Source organism: Streptomyces sp. NPDC014006 (assembly GCF_043088925.1).
Classification (GTDB): Bacteria; Actinomycetota; Actinomycetes; order Streptomycetales; family Streptomycetaceae; genus Streptomyces.
Window position 1 is genome coordinate 1 of the sequence record NZ_JBICAJ010000011.1, and the last position, 16,670, is coordinate 16,670.

General features: G+C 72.8%; 15 protein-coding genes and 1 pseudogene. 11 read left to right on the forward strand and 5 right to left on the reverse strand.

Going from position 1 to position 16,670, the window contains the following annotated elements; all coding sequences use genetic code 11:
• Nucleotides 1-143, reverse strand: a pseudogene (locus tag ACF1GV_RS31355) (carboxyvinyl-carboxyphosphonate phosphorylmutase); the annotation flags it as partial.
• A 190-nt stretch (nt 144-333) separates the two neighbouring features.
• On the reverse strand, nt 334-2,859 hold the full coding sequence (locus tag ACF1GV_RS31360; RefSeq protein WP_391687351.1) for an ATP-dependent Clp protease ATP-binding subunit: 2,526 nt from the start codon (nt 2,857-2,859) through the stop codon (nt 334-336).
• Nucleotides 2,860-3,278: 419 nt separating this feature from the next.
• Here ACF1GV_RS31360 and ACF1GV_RS31365 point away from each other — a divergent pair, with 419 nt between their 5' ends.
• A complete protein-coding gene (locus tag ACF1GV_RS31365) occupies nt 3,279-3,677 on the forward strand; it encodes a VOC family protein (RefSeq protein ID WP_391687354.1) in 399 nt (132 codons plus the stop codon).
• On the opposite strand, the gene ACF1GV_RS31370 is transcribed toward ACF1GV_RS31365, so the two are convergent.
• From ACF1GV_RS31370 to ACF1GV_RS31380, 3 genes are all read right to left on the reverse strand, one after another.
• Nucleotides 3,660-4,358, reverse strand: a complete 699-nt coding sequence (locus ACF1GV_RS31370; protein ID WP_391687357.1) for a helix-turn-helix domain-containing protein — start codon at nt 4,356-4,358, stop codon at nt 3,660-3,662. The genes ACF1GV_RS31365 and ACF1GV_RS31370 overlap by 18 nt on opposite strands.
• A 107-nt stretch (nt 4,359-4,465) precedes the next feature.
• A complete protein-coding gene (locus ACF1GV_RS31375) occupies nt 4,466-5,401 on the reverse strand; it encodes an AraC family transcriptional regulator (RefSeq protein ID WP_391687360.1) in 936 nt (311 codons plus the stop codon).
• A 268-nt stretch (nt 5,402-5,669) separates the two neighbouring features.
• Nucleotides 5,670-6,836 carry a YihY/virulence factor BrkB family protein gene (locus tag ACF1GV_RS31380; RefSeq protein WP_391687363.1) on the reverse strand — a complete coding sequence of 389 codons (1,167 nt, stop codon included), beginning with the start codon at nt 6,834-6,836 and terminating at the stop codon, nt 5,670-5,672.
• 135 nt (nt 6,837-6,971) lie between these two features.
• Between ACF1GV_RS31380 and ACF1GV_RS31385 the strand changes: the two genes are divergently transcribed.
• The 10 genes from ACF1GV_RS31385 (at nt 6,972) to cysD (ending at nt 16,670) form a co-directional block, all read left to right on the forward strand.
• Complete coding sequence (locus ACF1GV_RS31385; RefSeq protein ID WP_391687366.1) at nt 6,972-8,606, forward strand: acyl-CoA dehydrogenase family protein; 1,635 nt, start codon at nt 6,972-6,974, stop codon at nt 8,604-8,606.
• Nucleotides 8,607-8,892: 286 nt separating this feature from the next.
• Nucleotides 8,893-10,170 carry a GAF domain-containing protein gene (locus ACF1GV_RS31390; RefSeq protein WP_391687369.1) on the forward strand — a complete coding sequence of 426 codons (1,278 nt, stop codon included), beginning with the start codon at nt 8,893-8,895 and terminating at the stop codon, nt 10,168-10,170.
• 148 nt (nt 10,171-10,318) lie between these two features.
• Nucleotides 10,319-11,554 carry a hypothetical protein gene (locus ACF1GV_RS31395; protein WP_391687371.1) on the forward strand — a complete coding sequence of 412 codons (1,236 nt, stop codon included), beginning with the start codon at nt 10,319-10,321 and terminating at the stop codon, nt 11,552-11,554.
• Between the two features lie 129 nt (nt 11,555-11,683).
• On the forward strand, nt 11,684-12,256 hold the full coding sequence (locus ACF1GV_RS31400; protein WP_363262145.1) for a GNAT family N-acetyltransferase: 573 nt from the start codon (nt 11,684-11,686) through the stop codon (nt 12,254-12,256).
• 127 nt (nt 12,257-12,383) lie between these two features.
• Nucleotides 12,384-12,467 carry a putative leader peptide gene (locus tag ACF1GV_RS31405; protein ID WP_363262283.1) on the forward strand — a complete coding sequence of 28 codons (84 nt, stop codon included), beginning with the start codon at nt 12,384-12,386 and terminating at the stop codon, nt 12,465-12,467.
• Between the two features lie 124 nt (nt 12,468-12,591).
• On the forward strand, nt 12,592-14,292 hold the full coding sequence (locus ACF1GV_RS31410; protein WP_391688003.1) for a nitrite/sulfite reductase: 1,701 nt from the start codon (nt 12,592-12,594) through the stop codon (nt 14,290-14,292).
• Complete coding sequence (locus tag ACF1GV_RS31415; RefSeq protein WP_391687374.1) at nt 14,289-14,468, forward strand: hypothetical protein; 180 nt, start codon at nt 14,289-14,291, stop codon at nt 14,466-14,468. The genes ACF1GV_RS31410 and ACF1GV_RS31415 overlap by 4 nt, the downstream gene beginning before the upstream one ends.
• Nucleotides 14,465-15,175 carry a phosphoadenylyl-sulfate reductase gene (locus ACF1GV_RS31420; RefSeq protein ID WP_391687377.1) on the forward strand — a complete coding sequence of 237 codons (711 nt, stop codon included), beginning with the start codon at nt 14,465-14,467 and terminating at the stop codon, nt 15,173-15,175. The genes ACF1GV_RS31415 and ACF1GV_RS31420 overlap by 4 nt, the downstream gene beginning before the upstream one ends.
• Nucleotides 15,172-15,735, forward strand: coding sequence for an adenylyl-sulfate kinase (gene cysC, locus ACF1GV_RS31425; protein ID WP_391687380.1), 564 nt, complete (start codon nt 15,172-15,174; stop codon nt 15,733-15,735). Before ACF1GV_RS31420 ends, cysC begins: the two co-directional genes overlap by 4 nt.
• Nucleotides 15,732-16,670 carry a sulfate adenylyltransferase subunit CysD gene (gene cysD / locus ACF1GV_RS31430; RefSeq protein ID WP_363262150.1) on the forward strand — a complete coding sequence of 313 codons (939 nt, stop codon included), beginning with the start codon at nt 15,732-15,734 and terminating at the stop codon, nt 16,668-16,670. Before cysC ends, cysD begins: the two co-directional genes overlap by 4 nt.

Here is a 16,670-nt window from a genome sequence, read left to right on the forward strand (position 1 = left end):
GACGCGGCGAAGCCGAACCCGGAGACGAACATCCCGTCGTAGTGCCGGGCGGCGATCGAGGCGGAGTACATGTCGTACACGCCGATCAGCGGGGTGGTCCCGGGTGCGGCGATCTGCTCGCGCAGCTTGTTCCCGTAAGTCAACGTCCAGCTCCTTGGATGGGGTTGAACACATTGCGCCCGAAGGGCGGCCGCGGGGACCACGGACACCCTTTACCGAGACAAAAGGATCTCTGTACCAAGCGTCGACCCTCTTGTTGGGATCGCTTTACTCACCCCAATGGCGGAACCGGTTCACCGGAGAAACGTCACTGAAGGGCCATCCGACGGTCCGTCACGAGGCCGCCGTGGCGCCTTCGGTTCCCGGCGCCGCCTGCGCGTGGTGCTCCACCCGGCAGATCAGGGCGTCGCCCACGACGTCGGCGACGATCGTGTCACCGGGGCCGGCCTCGTCGGCCAGCAGCAGGGAGGCGATGCGGTTGTCGAGTTCGGCCTGGATGGTGCGGCGCAGCGGGCGGGCGCCGAACTCCGGCTGGTGGCCGTGCGCGACGAGGAGCCGCCTGGCCGCCTCGGTGACCTCCAGGTCCATGCCCTGGGCGCGCACCCGGCGCCGGCTGGCGTCCAGCAGCAGGTCCACGATCCGGTCCAGGTCGGGTTCGGTGAGGGCGTGGAAGACGACGATGTCGTCGATCCGGTTGAGGAACTCCGGCAGGAACCGGCCGCGCAGGTCCTGCATCAGCTCGTCCTTGATGGCGCCGACGTCGCCGTGGCGGGCGAGGATGCGCTGGGCGCCGATGTTGGAGGTCATCACGACGACCGTGTTGCGGAAGTCGACCGTGCGGCCCTGGGCGTCGGTGAGCCGCCCGTCGTCGAGGACCTGCAGCAGGGTGTTGAACACGTCCGGGTGAGCCTTCTCCACCTCGTCGAACAGCAGCACGCTGTACGGCTGGCGGCGCACTTTCTCCGTGAGCTGGCCGGCCTCCTCGTGGCCGACGTATCCGGGCGGGGCACCGACGAGCCGGGAGACGGTGTGCTTCTCCTGGAACTCGCTCATGTCGAACCGCACCAGCCGGTTCTCGTCGCCGAAGAGCAGCTCGGCGAGCGCCTTGGCCAGTTCGGTCTTGCCGACGCCGGTCGGGCCGAGGAAGAGGAAGGAACCGACGGGCCGGTTCGGGTCGCCCATGCCGGCCCGGTTGCGGCGCACTGCCTGGGCGATCGCGGTGACCGCCTCGTCCTGGCCGACGACCCGGGAGTGCAGGGCCTCCTCCAGTTTCAGCAGGCGCTCCTTCTCGGTCTGCGTCAGCTGGGCCACCGGGATACCGGTGCGCCGGGAGAGGACCTCGGCGATGTCGGCGGCGGTGACCTCCATGACGCCCTCGCGGCGTTCCGCCACACCGGCGATCTCGCCCTCCACCTCGGCGACACGGTCCTTGAGTTCGGCGGCCTTCTCGAAGTCCTCGGCGGCGACGGCCTGGTCCTTCTCCCGGTTCAGCTTGGCCAGCCGGTCCTCGCGCTCGGCGACCTCGGTGGACCTGCCCAGCGAGCGCAGCCGCACCCGCGCCCCGGCCTGGTCGAGCAGGTCGATGGCCTTGTCGGGCAGGAAGCGGTCGGTGACGTAGCGGTCGGACAGCGCGGCCGCCGCGGCGAGCGCGTCGTCGGTGTAGCGGACCTGGTGATGGGCCTCGTAGGAGTCGCGCAGGCCCTCCAGGATCTGCACCGTCTCCTCGACGCTGGGCTCGGGCACCGTCACCGGCTGGAAGCGGCGCTCCAGCGCGGCGTCCTTCTCCACGTACCGCCGGTACTCGTCGAGGGTCGTCGCGCCGACGACGTGCAGCTCACCGCGGGCGAGGGCGGGCTTGAGAATGTTCCCGGCGTCCATCGAGCCCTCGCCGGTGGCGCCGGCGCCGACGACGGTGTGCAGTTCGTCGATGAACAGGATCGTCGACTCGGCGGCGGCCTTGACCTCGTCGATGACGTTCTTCAGCCGCTCCTCGAACTGCCCCCGGTACTGGGCGCCCGCGATCAGCCCGGTCAGGTCCAGGGCGACGACCCGCTTGTCCTTCAGCGTCTGCGGCACGTCACCGGCGACGATCCGCTGCGCGAGGCCCTCGACGATCGCGGTCTTGCCGACGCCGGGCTCGCCGATGAGGACCGGGTTGTTCTTCGAGCGGCGGGAGAGGATCTCCACGGTCTGCTCGATCTCCTCGGCGCGGCCCACGACCGGGTCGAGCTTGCCGGCCCTGGCCTCCTCGGTGAGGTCGCGGCCGTACTCGTCGAGGGTGGGGGTCGTACTCGCCGGACGGCTCTCGGCCCGGTCCGGGCGTGCGGTGGGCTCGGCGGCGCGGCGCAGCCCGTCGAGTTCCATGCCGGATCCGGTGAGCAGCTTGGCGGCCGCCGCGTCCGGCGTGTCCAGCAGCGCGCCGAGGATGTGCTCCGGTCCGATGTACGACACGCCGGTCGCCTGCGAGCGGGCGTGGGCGCGCAGCAGCACCCGTTTGGCGGCCGGGGTGAGGCCGGGCTGCGCCGAGGGGGTACCGCTCTCGCCGGGCAGCACGGCGGCGATCTTCTTGGCCAGGTCGTCCGGGTCGAGACCGGCCTGGGACAGCAGGCCGCGGGCCGGCTCGACCTGGGTGCAGGCCCACAGCAGGTGCTCGGTGTCCAGGTCGGCGCTGCCGTCCTCGGCGGCCTTGCGGGTCGCGCGGTTGATCAGGTCCTGCGCGGACTCGGTCAGCAGCCGCCCGATCGGCACCCGCTGCACCTGCGGCGGGGAGGCCCCCGGGGACATCCCGAAGAACCGGTTGAGGATCTCCGAGAAGGGGTCCTGGCCGCCGAAGGAGGCACCGAAGGGGGACATCGTCATGATCGCCGTCCGGAACGTGGAGGGGCAGGGAGTCAGGCGGGCAGGAGCCACGGCGGGCGAGCTCCGTCGGCGCACCGCGCGCACACGGGCCGGTCCACGGCGACCGCTCTCCAGTGGAACAACAGGGAGACGACCCCGCAACGCGAGGCCGCGGGAGCGTCAGGCGGTCGAGCAGCCCGCGCGCGAAACGCGCGGGCCTGCGGGCTCCCAGTGCGGCGGGCCACTGCGTGTCGGCGTCGGCGCCCGACCCGGAGCGGTTGCCGCCCCCTGCCCGACGCGCTGGGCACCGGCCTCGACCGCGCCGAGGGACCGCTCGGCGAGGTCGTTCACGGGAGACGGCGCGGACGGACGGTGACGTGCGAGCAGGAACGTCCGATTCCTTCAAGACGGGCGGCCGCGCCCGTCCCTACGGTGGCCGCATGACTCCACGATTCGATGCCATCGGGCTGGTGGTCTCCGACATGGCCGCCTCCGTCGCCTTCTACCGGCGGCTCGGGTTCGCCTTCCCCGAGGGGGCCGAGCGCGAGCCGCACACCGAGGCCGAGTTGCCCGGCGGGCTGCGGCTGCTGCTGGACACCGAGGACACCGTGCGCTCCTTCCACCCCGGGTGGCGGCCGCCGACGGGCGGCTCCCGGGCTGGCCTCGCCCTGCGCTGCGCGGGGCCGCAGGAGGTCGACACGGTGTACGAGGAGATGGTGGGCGCCGGGTACCACGGCGAGCTGAAACCGTGGGACGCGTTCTGGGGACAGCGCTACGCGGTGCTGCACGATCCCGACGGCACCGGCGTCGACCTGTTCGCGTCACTGGCCCAGGGCTGAGCGGCGCAGCAGCTCACCGAGCGGCATGCCGGCCAACTCCCGTACGTCACGGGCGAGATGGGCCTGGTCGGCGTATCCGGCGCGGGTCGCGGTCTGCGCGTACGGGACGCCGGAGCGGGCCAGGGCGAGGGCGCGCTGGAGCCGCAGGACGCGGGCGAGGGTCTTCGGGCCGTAGCCGAAGGCGGCCAGCGAGCGGCGATGCAACTGGCGGGCGCTGAGGCCGAGTTCGTCGGCCGTGGCGCCGACGGGGCGGCCAGCGCCCAGCGCGTCGACCAGGTGCCGCAGCAGCGGGTCGGGCGGCTCGGCGTCGGCGGCGCGGCGCAACGCCGTCTCCTCCAGCGCCCGCGCGGGGTCGCCGGCGGCGGCGATGCGGGCGGCCAGCCGCCGTACCCCGTCGGCGGGCCACAGGTCGGCCAGGTCGACGCGGTGGTCGCGCAGTGCGTGCGCCGGGACGCCGAGCAGAGCCGGGGCGGTGCCGGGGAAGAAGCGCACGCCGACGTACGGAGCGGGCGGCCCCGCCGGCATGGACGCGCGGGTGTCGGGCCCGGCGACGATCAGCCGTCCCTCGCTCCACATCAGGTCCATACACCCGTCGGGCAGCACGGGCAGCGCACCGCCACCCGAGGGACGGTTCGTCCACACGACGGCCCCGGGCACCCGCGAAGCCCGCTCCGCATACACACCGCCAGGCTACGCGCGCACCTGCGGCGACCGGCCACTCGGCGCCGACGCGGGGCCGGGGCGGACGGCGGCGCGGGGGGGCGGCGCGGGGGCGGCGCCGTCCCTCCCTACGCCTCCCCCGTGCGGTACTGCTGCGGGCTCATCCCGTACGCCCGTTTGAATGCTGTCGAGAGGGCGAAGGCGCTGCCGTAGCCGACCTGGTGAGCTATCGCGGCGAGGGTGCCGTCCGTGTCGCGGAGGCGGTCGGCGGCCAGTGCCAGGCGCCAGGCCGTGAGGTGGGCCATCGGGGACTCGCCGACCAGCGCGGTGAAGCGGCGGGCCAGCGCCGCCCGGGAGACGCCGGTCTCGGCGGCGAGCGCGGCCACCGTCCAGGGGTGCGCCGGGTCGTCCTGGAGCAGTCGCAGCGCCCGGCCGACGACGGGGTCGGCGAGGGCCCGGTACCAGGCGGGGGCCTCGGCCTGCGGGCGGGAGAACCACGCCCGCAGCGCGGCGATGACCAGCAGGTCCAGCAGCCGGTCGAGGACGACCTCCTGGCCGGGTTCGTCGCGCACGATCTCGTCGGTCATGATCGGCGTGAGGGGGCACGGCCACTCGTCCGCACTCAGCGTGAGCAGCGGCGGCAGAGCGTCCAGCAGACGGCCGGAGATCTCACCCTGCAACGGATACGTGCCGATGAGCAGCACCGTCGCGCCGTCGAGCCGGGTCCCCCAGCTGCGCACGCCGAGGTCCATGGAGCCGTTCAGCGCGCGGCCGTCGGGGTAGGTGCAGCGCCCGCCGGGCAGGATGACGGCCTGCGGTTCGGTCGCCGGGTCGTCGGCACAGGTGTAGGCGCCCGGGCCGCGTGCGATGGCAAGGTCACCGGCCCGCAGCCGGACCCGCTCCCCCGTGTCCGGCACGATCCAGGTCTCGCCGCGCACGGCCAGCATCACCGTCAGCGGCGCCCGGTCCTCCACCCGCACGCTCCACGGCGGGTCGAAACACGCCCGGATCATGAACGCGCCACGGGCGCGGGGCCCCTCCAGAAGGGATGCGAGGGCGTCCATGAAGGGCAGCGTAGACACCCGTCCGCGGAACCATCCGTTCCGAACCCGGCGACAGCCCCTGACCAGGTTCACGCCTCGCCCCTTCGCGCCTCGCGGCACGCGGCACGCGGCAACCGGACCGCGGCGCAACCCGCGGTTCAGGCCTCTCGGTACGCTGCCCACCGCCCACCCCACCGCGGGCATCTGCCGACCGGCCGCAACGTCCCCGCCCGACCCCACCCGCCGCCCCGCCGGACCGCCCCCGGCACCACACCGGCCCCCGGCGGCCTCACTTCTCCGCCGGGCCGCCCTCCTCGCCATGAGGCTTGTGCGTGCTCTTCGCATGCGTGCGCAGGCGCCCCGTCACATCCTCCGGCGGAAGGAAGCGGGACCAGCGTTCGGGGAACTCCGACGGCATGTCGGGGTCGTCGGGGTCGTCCGGGTCGAGCTCGCGGGTCGCCGTGGCCCGGGCGACGTAGTCGGCGACCTGGACCTCGCGCAGCCGCTCCTGCGCGGCGCGCGCCGCGGCCGTGGCGGCGGCCGGCCACACCCGGTCGATCGCGGCGTTGACCGCGGCCCCGACGAGCACCGCGAACGCGGACACACCGATCCACAGCAGCACGGCGACCGCGGCCGCCAGCGAGCCGTAGATCGTCGCGCCCTCGATGGTGTGCTGGAGGTAGATCCGCAGCAGGAAGCTGCCGAGCACCCACATCGCCAGGGCGACGAGCGCGCCGGGCACGTCCTCGATCCACGGCGAGCGCACCGGCACGGACACGTGGTACAGCGTGGTCAGGAAGGCGATCGACAGCACGATCACCACCGGCCAGTACAGGACCTGCACGACCGTCGTCGACCACGGCAGGATCCCCACCACCGCATCCGGACCGGCGACCATCAGCGGCAGCGCGATCGAGCCGATCAGCAGCGCCACGACGAACAGCAGGAACGCCATCAGCCGGGTCTTGACGATGCCGCGTACGCCGTCGAGGCCGTACATGACGGTGATGGTGTCGATGAAGACGTTCACCGCGCGCGAGCCCGACCACAGGGCGAAGACGAAGCCGACGGAGATGACGTCGGGCCGGCCGCCCTTGAGCACGTCGTCGAGGATCGGCTGGGCGATCTCCCGTACGCCCCGGTCGGACAGGACGGTGCGGGACGCCTCCAGCAGGTTGTTCCTGAGGCTGGTGATGGTGTCGGTGCCGGTCCAGGCGTCGACGTAGCCGAGCAGGCCGATGAGGCTCAGCAGCAGCGGCGGCACCGACAGCAGCGAGAAGAACGCCGCCTCGGCGGCCAGGCCCAGGATGCGGTACTCGATGCAGGAGTTGACGGTGTCCTTCAGCAGCAGCCAGGCGGTCCGGCGCTTGGAGACGTTCCGGTAGAGGGCACGCGCCCGGTGCAGACGACCGGAGGGGCTCGGCGGGGGCTCGGGTGACTGACTTGCTGACTGCACGCCCTAAAGGTATCCGCCGCGGGAGGCTGCGCTCACATCGCAGGTCACCCCGGTGCCGGGCGGGCCCGGGCGGGCAGGCGCGCGGCCTGTGTCGGGCAGGTCATGAGCGCGCGACCGGCGGGTAGGTTGCCGTACATGGCAGGCAGCACGCACACCGTGACCAACCAGCCGGACCCGCTGGCCGGGTACGACGTCTTCTCCGCCGACCGAGCGCTGGTGGCCGCGGTGCGGCGGCACCTGGAGCCCGGCCTGCACGAGGAGGCACTGGCCGAGCTGTCCGGGCTGGGCCGCTCGGCGGGGTCGGCGCAGGTTCAGGAGTGGGGCGCGCAGGCCAACGACGACCCACCCCGGCTGCGCACCCATGACCGTTACGGCAACCGGATCGACGAGGTCGACTTCCACCCGGCCTGGCACCGGCTGCTCGGCAAGGGCGTCGGGGCGGGCCTGACCTCGGCGTGGAACCGGCCGGGCGGGCATGTGCGGCGGGCGGCCGCGTTCGCCGTGTGGACGCAGGTCGAGGCGGGCAACACCTGCCCGCTGTCGATGACCCACGCGGCCGTGCCCGCGCTGCGCACCGATCCGGAGCTGGCCGCCGAGTGGGAACCGCGGCTGACGTCCGCCGTCTACGACCGGGGGCTCAAGCCGGTGGCGGACAAGGCGGGCGTGCTGTTCGGGATGGGCATGACCGAGAAGCAGGGCGGCAGCGACGTCCGGGCGAACACGACGGCCGCGCGGCCGCTGGCGCAGGAGGGGACGTACGAGCTGACCGGGCACAAGTGGTTCTGCTCGGCGCCGATGTCGGACGGTTTCCTGGTGCTCGCCCAGGCACCCGGGGGCCTGACCTGTTTCCTGGTGCCGCGGGTGCTCCAGGACGGCTCGCGCAACGTCTTCCTGATCCAGCGGCTGAAGGACAAGCTCGGCAACCGGTCGAACGCCTCCGCGGAGGTGGAGTTCGCCGGGACGTGGGCGCGCCGGGTCGGCGAGGAGGGGCGCGGGGTACCGGCCATCATCGGGATGGTCGCGGCGACCCGGCTGGACTGTGCGCTCGGCTCGGCGGGGCTGATGCGGCAGGCCGTCGCCCAGGCGGTCCACCACTGCGCCCAGCGGGAGGCGTTCGGCGGGAAGCTGATCGACAAGCCGCTGATGCGCAATGTTCTGGCCGATCTGGCGGTGGAGTCGGAGGCGGCGACGACCTTGGCGCTGCGGCTCGCCGCGGCCTGTGACGAGGACAGCGAGCAGGCGCGGGCGCTGCTGCGGATCGCGGTGCCGGCCGCGAAGTACTGGGTGACCAAGCGGTGCGCGCCGTTGGTCGTGGAGGCCGCCGAGTGCCTGGGCGGCAACGGGTATGTGGAGGAGTCGGGGCTGCCCCGGCTGGTGCGCGAGTCGCCGCTGAACTCGATCTGGGAGGGTGCGGGCAATGTGCAGGCCCTGGACGTGCTGCGGGCGCTGCGGCGCGAGCCGGCCGCGCTGGACGCGTATCTGCGGGAGGTCGGGCAGGCGCGCGGCGCGGATCACCGGCTGGACGCGGCGATCAAGGACCTGCTGACGGAACTGGCCGACCTGGAGGGCGTCGAGGCGCGGGCCCGGCGGCTCACGGAGCGCCTCGCGCTGGTTCTGCAGGGATCGCTGCTGGTGCGGTTCGCGCCGCCGGAGGTGGCGGACGCCTTCTGCGCCGGGCGGCTGGGCCACGACGGCGGCGCGGCCTTCGGGACGCTGCCGCACACCCTGGACCTGGCGTCGGTCGTGGAGCGGGCCCGGCCCGCTTCCTGAACGGTTTCGTACGGGGGGTGGTGCTGCGCCGACACGGCACCACCCCCGCGCAGTGGCCCATGCAAGGCCAGGTACGCCGCTCGGGGACGGCGTAGCTCAAGTTTCAACGAATCGGGCGGCGGTCCACCAGGGTTGCAGGGGGTTGCAACTTGTCCGGAGTGGGTCCCTCCGTCGCCGGGGGTCGGCAGTATGAATCCGATCCGGCACAACCAGCGGAACAGACCGGAAACGATCCCCGTTCAGGGTTGACATCCGGCATGCGCGGCCCTTTTTCCGGGAGGACCCAGTGGCGAACCCGCCGATCAACGTGACGCATCTCGCCGCCGTCGACGCGGCGCGCGCGGCGCGGGTGCTCAGCGAGGTGCGCGCGGCCGCGCTCGCGGGGCAGCGGACGCGGGTCGCGCCCCGGCCGGTGATCGAGGAGTCCTGGGGGCGCATGCTGCGCAGCGGGGTCGATCCGGAGCACGACTTCCGCTCCGATCTGCTGAGCGAGGAGGAGTTGCGCCGGCGCCGCGACAACTCGCCGCTGAAACAGGTGCTGCCGGTGCTGCGCCAGGGCCTGCTGTCGGTGGCCGACGTCGCCCGGCACATCATGGTGGTCGCCGACTCCGAGGGCCGGGTCCTGTGGCGGGAGGGCTGTGCGCCGGTGCTGCGCAAGGCCGACGACCTCGGCTTCCAGCTCGGCGCCGACTGGCGGGAGGACGTCGTCGGCACCAACGGCGTCGGCACCCCGGCGGTGGTGCGCAGGCCCGTACAGGTCTTCGCCGGCGAGCACTTCGTGCGCAGCCAGACGTCCTGGACGTGTACGGGTGCGCCGATCACCGACCCGCGCGACGGGAAACTGCTCGGCGTGGTCGACGTCAGCGGTCCGCTGGACACGATGCATCCGGCCACGCTGGCCTGGGTGGACTCGGTGGCCAAGCTGGCCGAGGCGCGGCTGCGCGAAGTGCACCTGGACACGCTGGAGCGGCTGCGGGCGGTGGCGGCGCCGGTGCTGGCGCGGGTGGGCGGCCGGGCGCTGGTGGTGGACCGGGACGGGTGGACGGCCGCCGTGACGGGGATGCCGTACACCGGCCGGGTGGCCCTGCCGCGGGGGGTGCGGGCGGGGCGGCGGTGGCTGCCCGCGCTCGGCGTGTGCTCGCTGGAGCCGCTGGCGGGCGGCTGGCTGGTGCGGGCCGTCGACGAGCCGCTGCCACCGGGCGCGACGCGGATCGTGCTGGACCTCGCGCGGCGGCGCCGCTGGTCGGTGACCGTCTCCTCGGCGGCCGGCAGCTGGAGCCACGAACTGAGCCCACGGCACGCGGAGTTGCTGTATCTGCTGGCGGTGCAGCGGACCGGGCGCAGTGCGGCGCAGCTGGCGCGGGACATGTTCGGCGATCCGGCGCGCACGGTGACGGTGCGGGCGGAGATGTCCCGGGTACGGCGGTACCTCGGGGGGTTCCTCGCCCACCGGCCGTATCGTCTCAGCGAGGACGCCGAGGTCGACCTGCTGCTCCCCGACGATCCCCGGGACCTGTTGCCCCACTCGACGGCGCCGGGCGTGGTGCGCGGCCGCGGCACCTGAGCCGTGCCATAGGGGGCATTTCGGGCAACTGGGCGGTCTGCGCCCGGCGGTGACCCCGCTGCCGTAGCATCCCCTACGGGCCACCCCACCTGCTCCTTGCTCAACGCGAGGATCACAAGGCGCAGTTGGCCCGCCTCGGGAGGACGGTATGAAACATCGAGGACGGCACCGCCGGCGCAGGCGGGGTGCGGCACTGCGCGCGGTCCTGGCCGGGACCGCCCTCGCGCTGACCGCCGCGGCCACCATGATCAGCGCCTCGCAGGCCACGGTCGCCGACGACCCGGGCCCGCTGAAACGGCTCGCCTCCGCCGGCGGTCCCGACGCGCCGCCGCTGGCCGCCGAGCCGGTACCGCGGGACACCCTGGACCGGCTCGCCACGGCCATGGGGCAGCCGGTCGGCATGGACGCGGTGCTGCGCGGCGCCGACCACACCCTGCGCCCCGCCGACGACTGCCCGGCCGAGGAGAAGCGGGCGCTGCCCGTCGCGCCCGCCGCCACGCGCGCGTACTGCTTCCCCGGCGCGGACACCGCCACCTGGCGGCCGGGCGCCGTGGCCGTGTCCGGCGACGGCACCGGCCGGCTGCTGGCCTCCGCCTGGTCCCGCGACGCTCTCGCCAAGGTGGCGTTCGTCGACGCGAGCGACCCGCGCCACCCCGCGTACAGCTGGGCCCTGCTCGCCCTCCCGGTGGACGGCGGCCGCGACTACCGCGCCCTGACCTCGGACGTCTCCGGCATGGTCTGGGACCACGACACGCTGCTGGTGACCGCCGGCCCGCGGGACCGGGCGGCGCTGTACGCCTTCGACGTACGCCGGGCGCTGCGGGCGGACGTCGACAGCGCAGCCGTCGGCCGGCTGCCCGGCGGCTGGTCGGCGGCCGGGGCCCGGTTCGTGCTGCTGGCCGTCGCCTCTTATGTACCGGTGGGCGATACGCCACGTGCCGCCGGGCTGGGCCTGGACCGCACGGGGGCACGGGCCGCGCTGGCCGTGGCCGAGCGGGTACCGGCCGGCGAGCACCGTCCGACCCGGCTGTGGCGTTACCGGCTCGGCGCCGACGGCCTGCCGCTCACCGACACCCTCGGCCGGGCCGTGCCGGACGCGGTGTACACGACGAAGGCGACCGAGGTGCGGGGCGTCCTGCCGTACGGCTCCCGCTGGTACCTGGCCCGCGCGGGCGGCGGCACGGACGACGGGCGGGGCACGCTGTGGCGCCAGGACGCGGACGGGGCCCGCACCACGGCGTGCGGCTCCGACGACACCCACTGGTGCTGGAGCGACCCGCCCCGGTCCCTGTCCTATGCCCCCGCCACCGGCGAGCTGTGGTCCGTCTCCGGCACCACGCTCTTCGCCGTACCCCTGACCACGCTGGACGCCGCCCTGGGCTGAGCCGCGCCGCCCACGAGAGCGGGCCGGCGGTGCCTCGGCACGCCCCGAGGCGCCGCTCCCGCCTCGTGCCCCGCGTCCGGCGCGGTCCGGCGTCGACACGGCGGCGGACGGGATGATTCCCTGTCCACCATGGCCAACATCCCCGTGACCACCTGGTCCCTCGAGCAGACGTCCCCGTCCGATCTCCTGCCGGCCGCCGCGCCGGAGGGTGACGTGCGGATCGTGCGCGCCGAGGTGCCCTCACCCGAGTTCAGCCGTTTCCTGTACGCCTCGGTCGGCGGCGACATCCGCTGGACCGACCGGCTCGGCTGGAGCCACGCGCGGTGGCTGGAGCACCTGGACCGGCCCGGGGTGGAGACGTGGGTGGCGTACGACCGGGGGACGCCCGCGGGGTACGTGGAGCTGGAGGCGCAGGACGACGGGGTCGTGGAGATCGTGTACTTCGGTCTGATCCCCGCCTTCCGCGGGCGCCGCATCGGCGGCCACCTGCTGTCGTACGGCACCGCGCGCGCGTGGGACCTGGCCGAGCGCCGGCCCGGGCTCGCGCAGACCAAGCGGGTGTGGCTGCACACGTGCAGCAAGGACGGCGAGTTCGCCATGGACAACTACCGGCGCCGGGGCTTCACGCTGTTCGACACCAAGGTGGAGGAGGAACCGGACGCGCCGACTCCGGGTCCCTGGCCGGGCGCCTACCCTGCCTGACCTGCGCGGACAAGCCCCCGCACGCATCTTGTGACCGACGACACCCTTGTCTCACTCTACGGGACAAGGGTGTCCACATGTCGGACGAAGCTGGACTGTGTCCAGATCGTCGTGCCACGCTTCCGTCATGTCCGGAACTGGAATCGCCTTGGTGAGTCGGCGTCACGTCGACCTCGGCCGCATGTCCAGCGCCATCTGTCCGACGCGCTGAGACCAGACAGCACCACCGGTTCCCCCATCCCGTCGCCGCCTGCGCAACGACGCGCACGCATGCCCCCATGCGCTTGTACGCGCAGGTCAGCCGCTTCCCGCCGGTCCCGAAGGACGTATCAACCATGGCCGCCACCCCGCAGAACCCTGCCGCCTCCGCGCCCCGTCGCAAGGTGAGCCGTCACCGCGGCGAGGGTCAGTGGGCCGCGGGTCACTTCACCCCGCTCAACGGCAACGAACAGGTCAAGAAGGACGACGACGGTCTCAATGTGCGGACACGCATTGAGACGATCTACTCCAAGGCGGGCTTCGACTCGATCGACCCCAGCGACCTGCGTGGACGGATGCGCTGGTGGGGCCTGTACACCCAGCGCAAGCCCGGGATCGACGGCGGCAAGACCGCGATCCTGGAGCCGGAGGAGCTGGACGACCGCTACTTCATGCTGCGTGTGCGCATCGACGGCGGTGCGCTGACCACGCAGCAGCTGCGGGTGATCGGCGAGCTGTCGCAGGAGTTCGCGCGCGGCACGGCCGACATCACCGACCGGCAGAACGTGCAGTACCACTGGATCCGGATCGAGGACGTGCCCGAGATCTGGAACCGTCTCGAGGCCGTGGGCCTGTCCACGGTGACCGCCTGTGGTGACACCCCGCGTGTGATGATCGGCTCCCCCGTCGCGGGCATCGCCGAGGACGAGATCATCGACGGCACGCCGGCGCTGGAGGAGATGAAGCGCCGCGTCCTGAACAACCCGGCGTACTCGAACCTGCCGCGCAAGTTCAAGACCGCGATCTCCGGTTCGCCGGTGCTGGACGTGGTGCACGAGATCAACGACGTCGCGTTCGTCGGTGTCCGCCACCCCGAGCACGGCCCCGGCTTCGACGTGTGGGTCGGCGGCGGCCTGTCCACCAACCCCAAGCTGGGCGTGCGGCTCGGCGCCTGGGTGCCGGTCGACGAGGTGCCGGACGTCTACGAGGGCGTCGTGTCGATCTTCCGCGACTACGGCTACCGCCGGCTGCGCAACCGCGCCCGTCTGAAGTTCCTGGTCGCCGACTGGGGCCCGGAGAGGTTCCGGCAGGTGCTGGAGGACGAGTACCTGGGCGGACGCAAGCTGATCGACGGTCCCGCGCCGGAGCAGCCGGTGCAGCAGTGGCGCGACCACATCGGCGTCCACCGCCAGAAGGACGGCCGCTTCTACGTCGGTTTCGCCCCGCGCGTCGGCCGCGTCGACGGCTCCACCCTGACGAAGATCGCCGACCTCGCGGAGGCGCACGGCTCGGGCCGGGTGCGCACCACCGTCGAGCAGAAGATGATCGTCCTCGACGTCGAGCAGGACCAGGTCGACTCGCTGGTCGACGAGCTGGAGGCGCTGGACCTCACGGCCCGCCCGTCCACGTTCCGGCGCGGCACCATGGCCTGCACAGGCATCGAGTTCTGCAAGCTCGCCATCGTCGAGACCAAGCAGCGCGGCTCCACGCTGATCGACGAACTGGAGCGCCGCCTGCCCGAGTTCGACGAGCCGATCACCATCAACCTCAACGGCTGCCCGAACGCCTGCGCCCGTATCCAGGTCGCGGACATCGGTCTCAAGGGCCAGCTGGTCCTGAACGACCAGGGCGAGCAGGTCGAGGGTTACCAGGTGCACCTCGGCGGCGCGCTCGGCCTTCAGGCCGGCTTCGGCCGCAAGGTGCGCGGTCTGAAGGTGACCGCGGACGAGCTGCCGGACTACATCGAGCGGGTGCTCAAGCGGTTCCAGGCCGAGCGCCAGGACGGCGAGCGGTTCGCGGCCTGGGCGGCCCGTGCCTCCGAGGAGGCCCTGTCGTGAGCGAGCGAGCTGCGCCCTTCTACTGCCCCTACTGCGGCGAGGAGGACCTGCGCCCCAGCGAGGAAGGTCACGGGGCCTGGGAATGCGCGGCGTGCAACCGCGCATTCCAGCTGAAGTTCCTCGGGCTGCTGGCCCGGGGGCTGAAGCAGGCCGACAACGGAGGGGACCCGATATGACGACGGCTCAGCAAGAGCGTACGGCCGACGAGTTGAAGGCTCTCGCGGAGCAGGCCGGCCGCGACCTGGAGGACGCTTCCGCGCTGGAGATCCTCCAGTGGGCGGTCGACACCTTCGGCAAGGGCTTCTGCGTGACCTCCTCCATGGAGGACGCGGTCGTCGCGCACCTCGCGTCCCGCGTGCTCAAGGGCGTGGACGTGGTGTTCCTGGACACCGGCTACCACTTCGAGGAGACCATCGGCACCCGTGACGCGGTGGAGGCCGTGATGGACGTCAACGTCATCACGCTGACCCCGCGCCAGACGGTCGCCGAGCAGGACGCCGAGTACGGTCCGAAGCTGCACGACCGCGACCCCGACCTGTGCTGCAAGCTGCGCAAGGTCCAGCCGCTGGAAGAGGGCCTGAAGGGCTACCAGGCCTGGGCGACCGGCCTGCGCCGCGACGAGTCCCCGACCCGGGCGAACACCCCGGTGGTCGGCTGGGACGACAAGCGGCAGAAGGTCAAGATCTCCCCGATCGCGCGCTGGACCCAGGACGACGTGGACGCCTACGTCACCGAGCACGGCGTACTGACCAACCCGCTGCTGATGGACGGCTACGCCTCCGTCGGCTGCGCCCCCTGCACCCGCAGGGTGCTCGAGGGCGAGGACGCGCGCGCCGGCCGCTGGGCGGGCCGCGCCAAGACCGAGTGCGGGCTGCACGGATGACGACGAACCATCAGGAGACTGACGTGACGAGCGGAGCCACCGTCTGGCTCACGGGTCTGCCGAGCGCCGGCAAGACCACCATCGCGTACGAGCTGGCGGGCCGGCTGCGGGCCGAGGGCCACCGTGTGGAGGTGCTCGACGGCGACGAGATCCGCGAGTTCATCTCGGCGGGCCTCGGCTTCAGCCGCGAGGACCGGCACACCAACGTGCAGCGCATCGGCTTCGTCGCCGAACTGCTCGCCCGCAACGGCGTGAAGGTGCTCGTCCCGGTCATCGCGCCGTACGCGGACAGCCGTGACGCGGTGCGCAAGCGGCACGAGGCGAACGGCACGGCGTACCTGGAGATCCACGTGGCCACGCCGGTCGAGGTGTGCTCCGTGCGGGACGTCAAGGGCCTGTACGCCAAGCAGGCCGCGGGCGAGCTGAGCGGCCTGACGGGGGTCGACGACCCGTACGAGGAGCCCGAGACGCCCGATCTGCGGATCGAGTCGCAGAACCAGACCGTGCAGGAGTCCGCGGCGTCCGTTCACGCGCTGCTCACCGAAAGGGGACTGGCATGACGACCGTCGCCACCACCGCCCAGGAGGGCACGGACACCCCGTACGCCCTCTCGCACCTGGACGCCCTCGAGTCCGAGGCCGTGCACATCTTCCGCGAGGTCGCGGGCGAGTTCGAGAACCCGGTGATCCTGTTCTCCGGTGGCAAGGACTCGATCGTCATGCTGCACCTGGCGCTGAAGGCGTTCACGCCGGCGCCGGTGCCGTTCACCCTGCTGCACGTGGACACCGGGCACAACTTCCCCGAGGTCCTCGACTACCGCGACCGCACGGTCGAGAAGCACGGTCTGCGGCTGCACGTCGCCTCCGTGCAGGACTACATCGACCGCGGGGTGCTCAAGGAGCGCCCGGACGGCACCCGCAACCCGCTGCAGACGCTGCCGCTGACGGAGAAGATCCAGGCGGAGAAGTTCGACGCGGTCTTCGGCGGCGGCCGCCGCGACGAGGAGAAGGCCCGCGCCAAGGAGCGGGTGTTCTCGCTGCGCGACGAGTTCTCCCAGTGGGACCCGCGCCGCCAGCGCCCCGAGCTGTGGAACCTCTACAACGGCCGGCACGCGCCGGGCGAGCACGTCCGCGTCTTCCCGCTGTCCAACTGGACCGAGCTGGACGTGTGGCAGTACATCGCCCGCGAGGGCATCGAGCTGCCGCAGATCTACTACGCCCACGAGCGCGAGGTGTTCCAGCGCGCCGGCATGTGGCTGACCGCCGGCGAGTGGGGCGGCCCCAAGGACGGCGAGAGCGTGGAGAAGCGCCTGGTGCGCTACCGCACGGTCGGCGACATGTCCTGCACGGGCGCCGTCGACTCCGACGCCGACACGATCGAGAAGGTGATCGCGGAGATCGCCGCGTCCCGGCTCACCGAGCGGGGCGCCACCCGGGCCGACGACAAGATGTCCGAGGCGGCGATGGAAGACCGCAAGCGCGAGGGGTACTTCTAA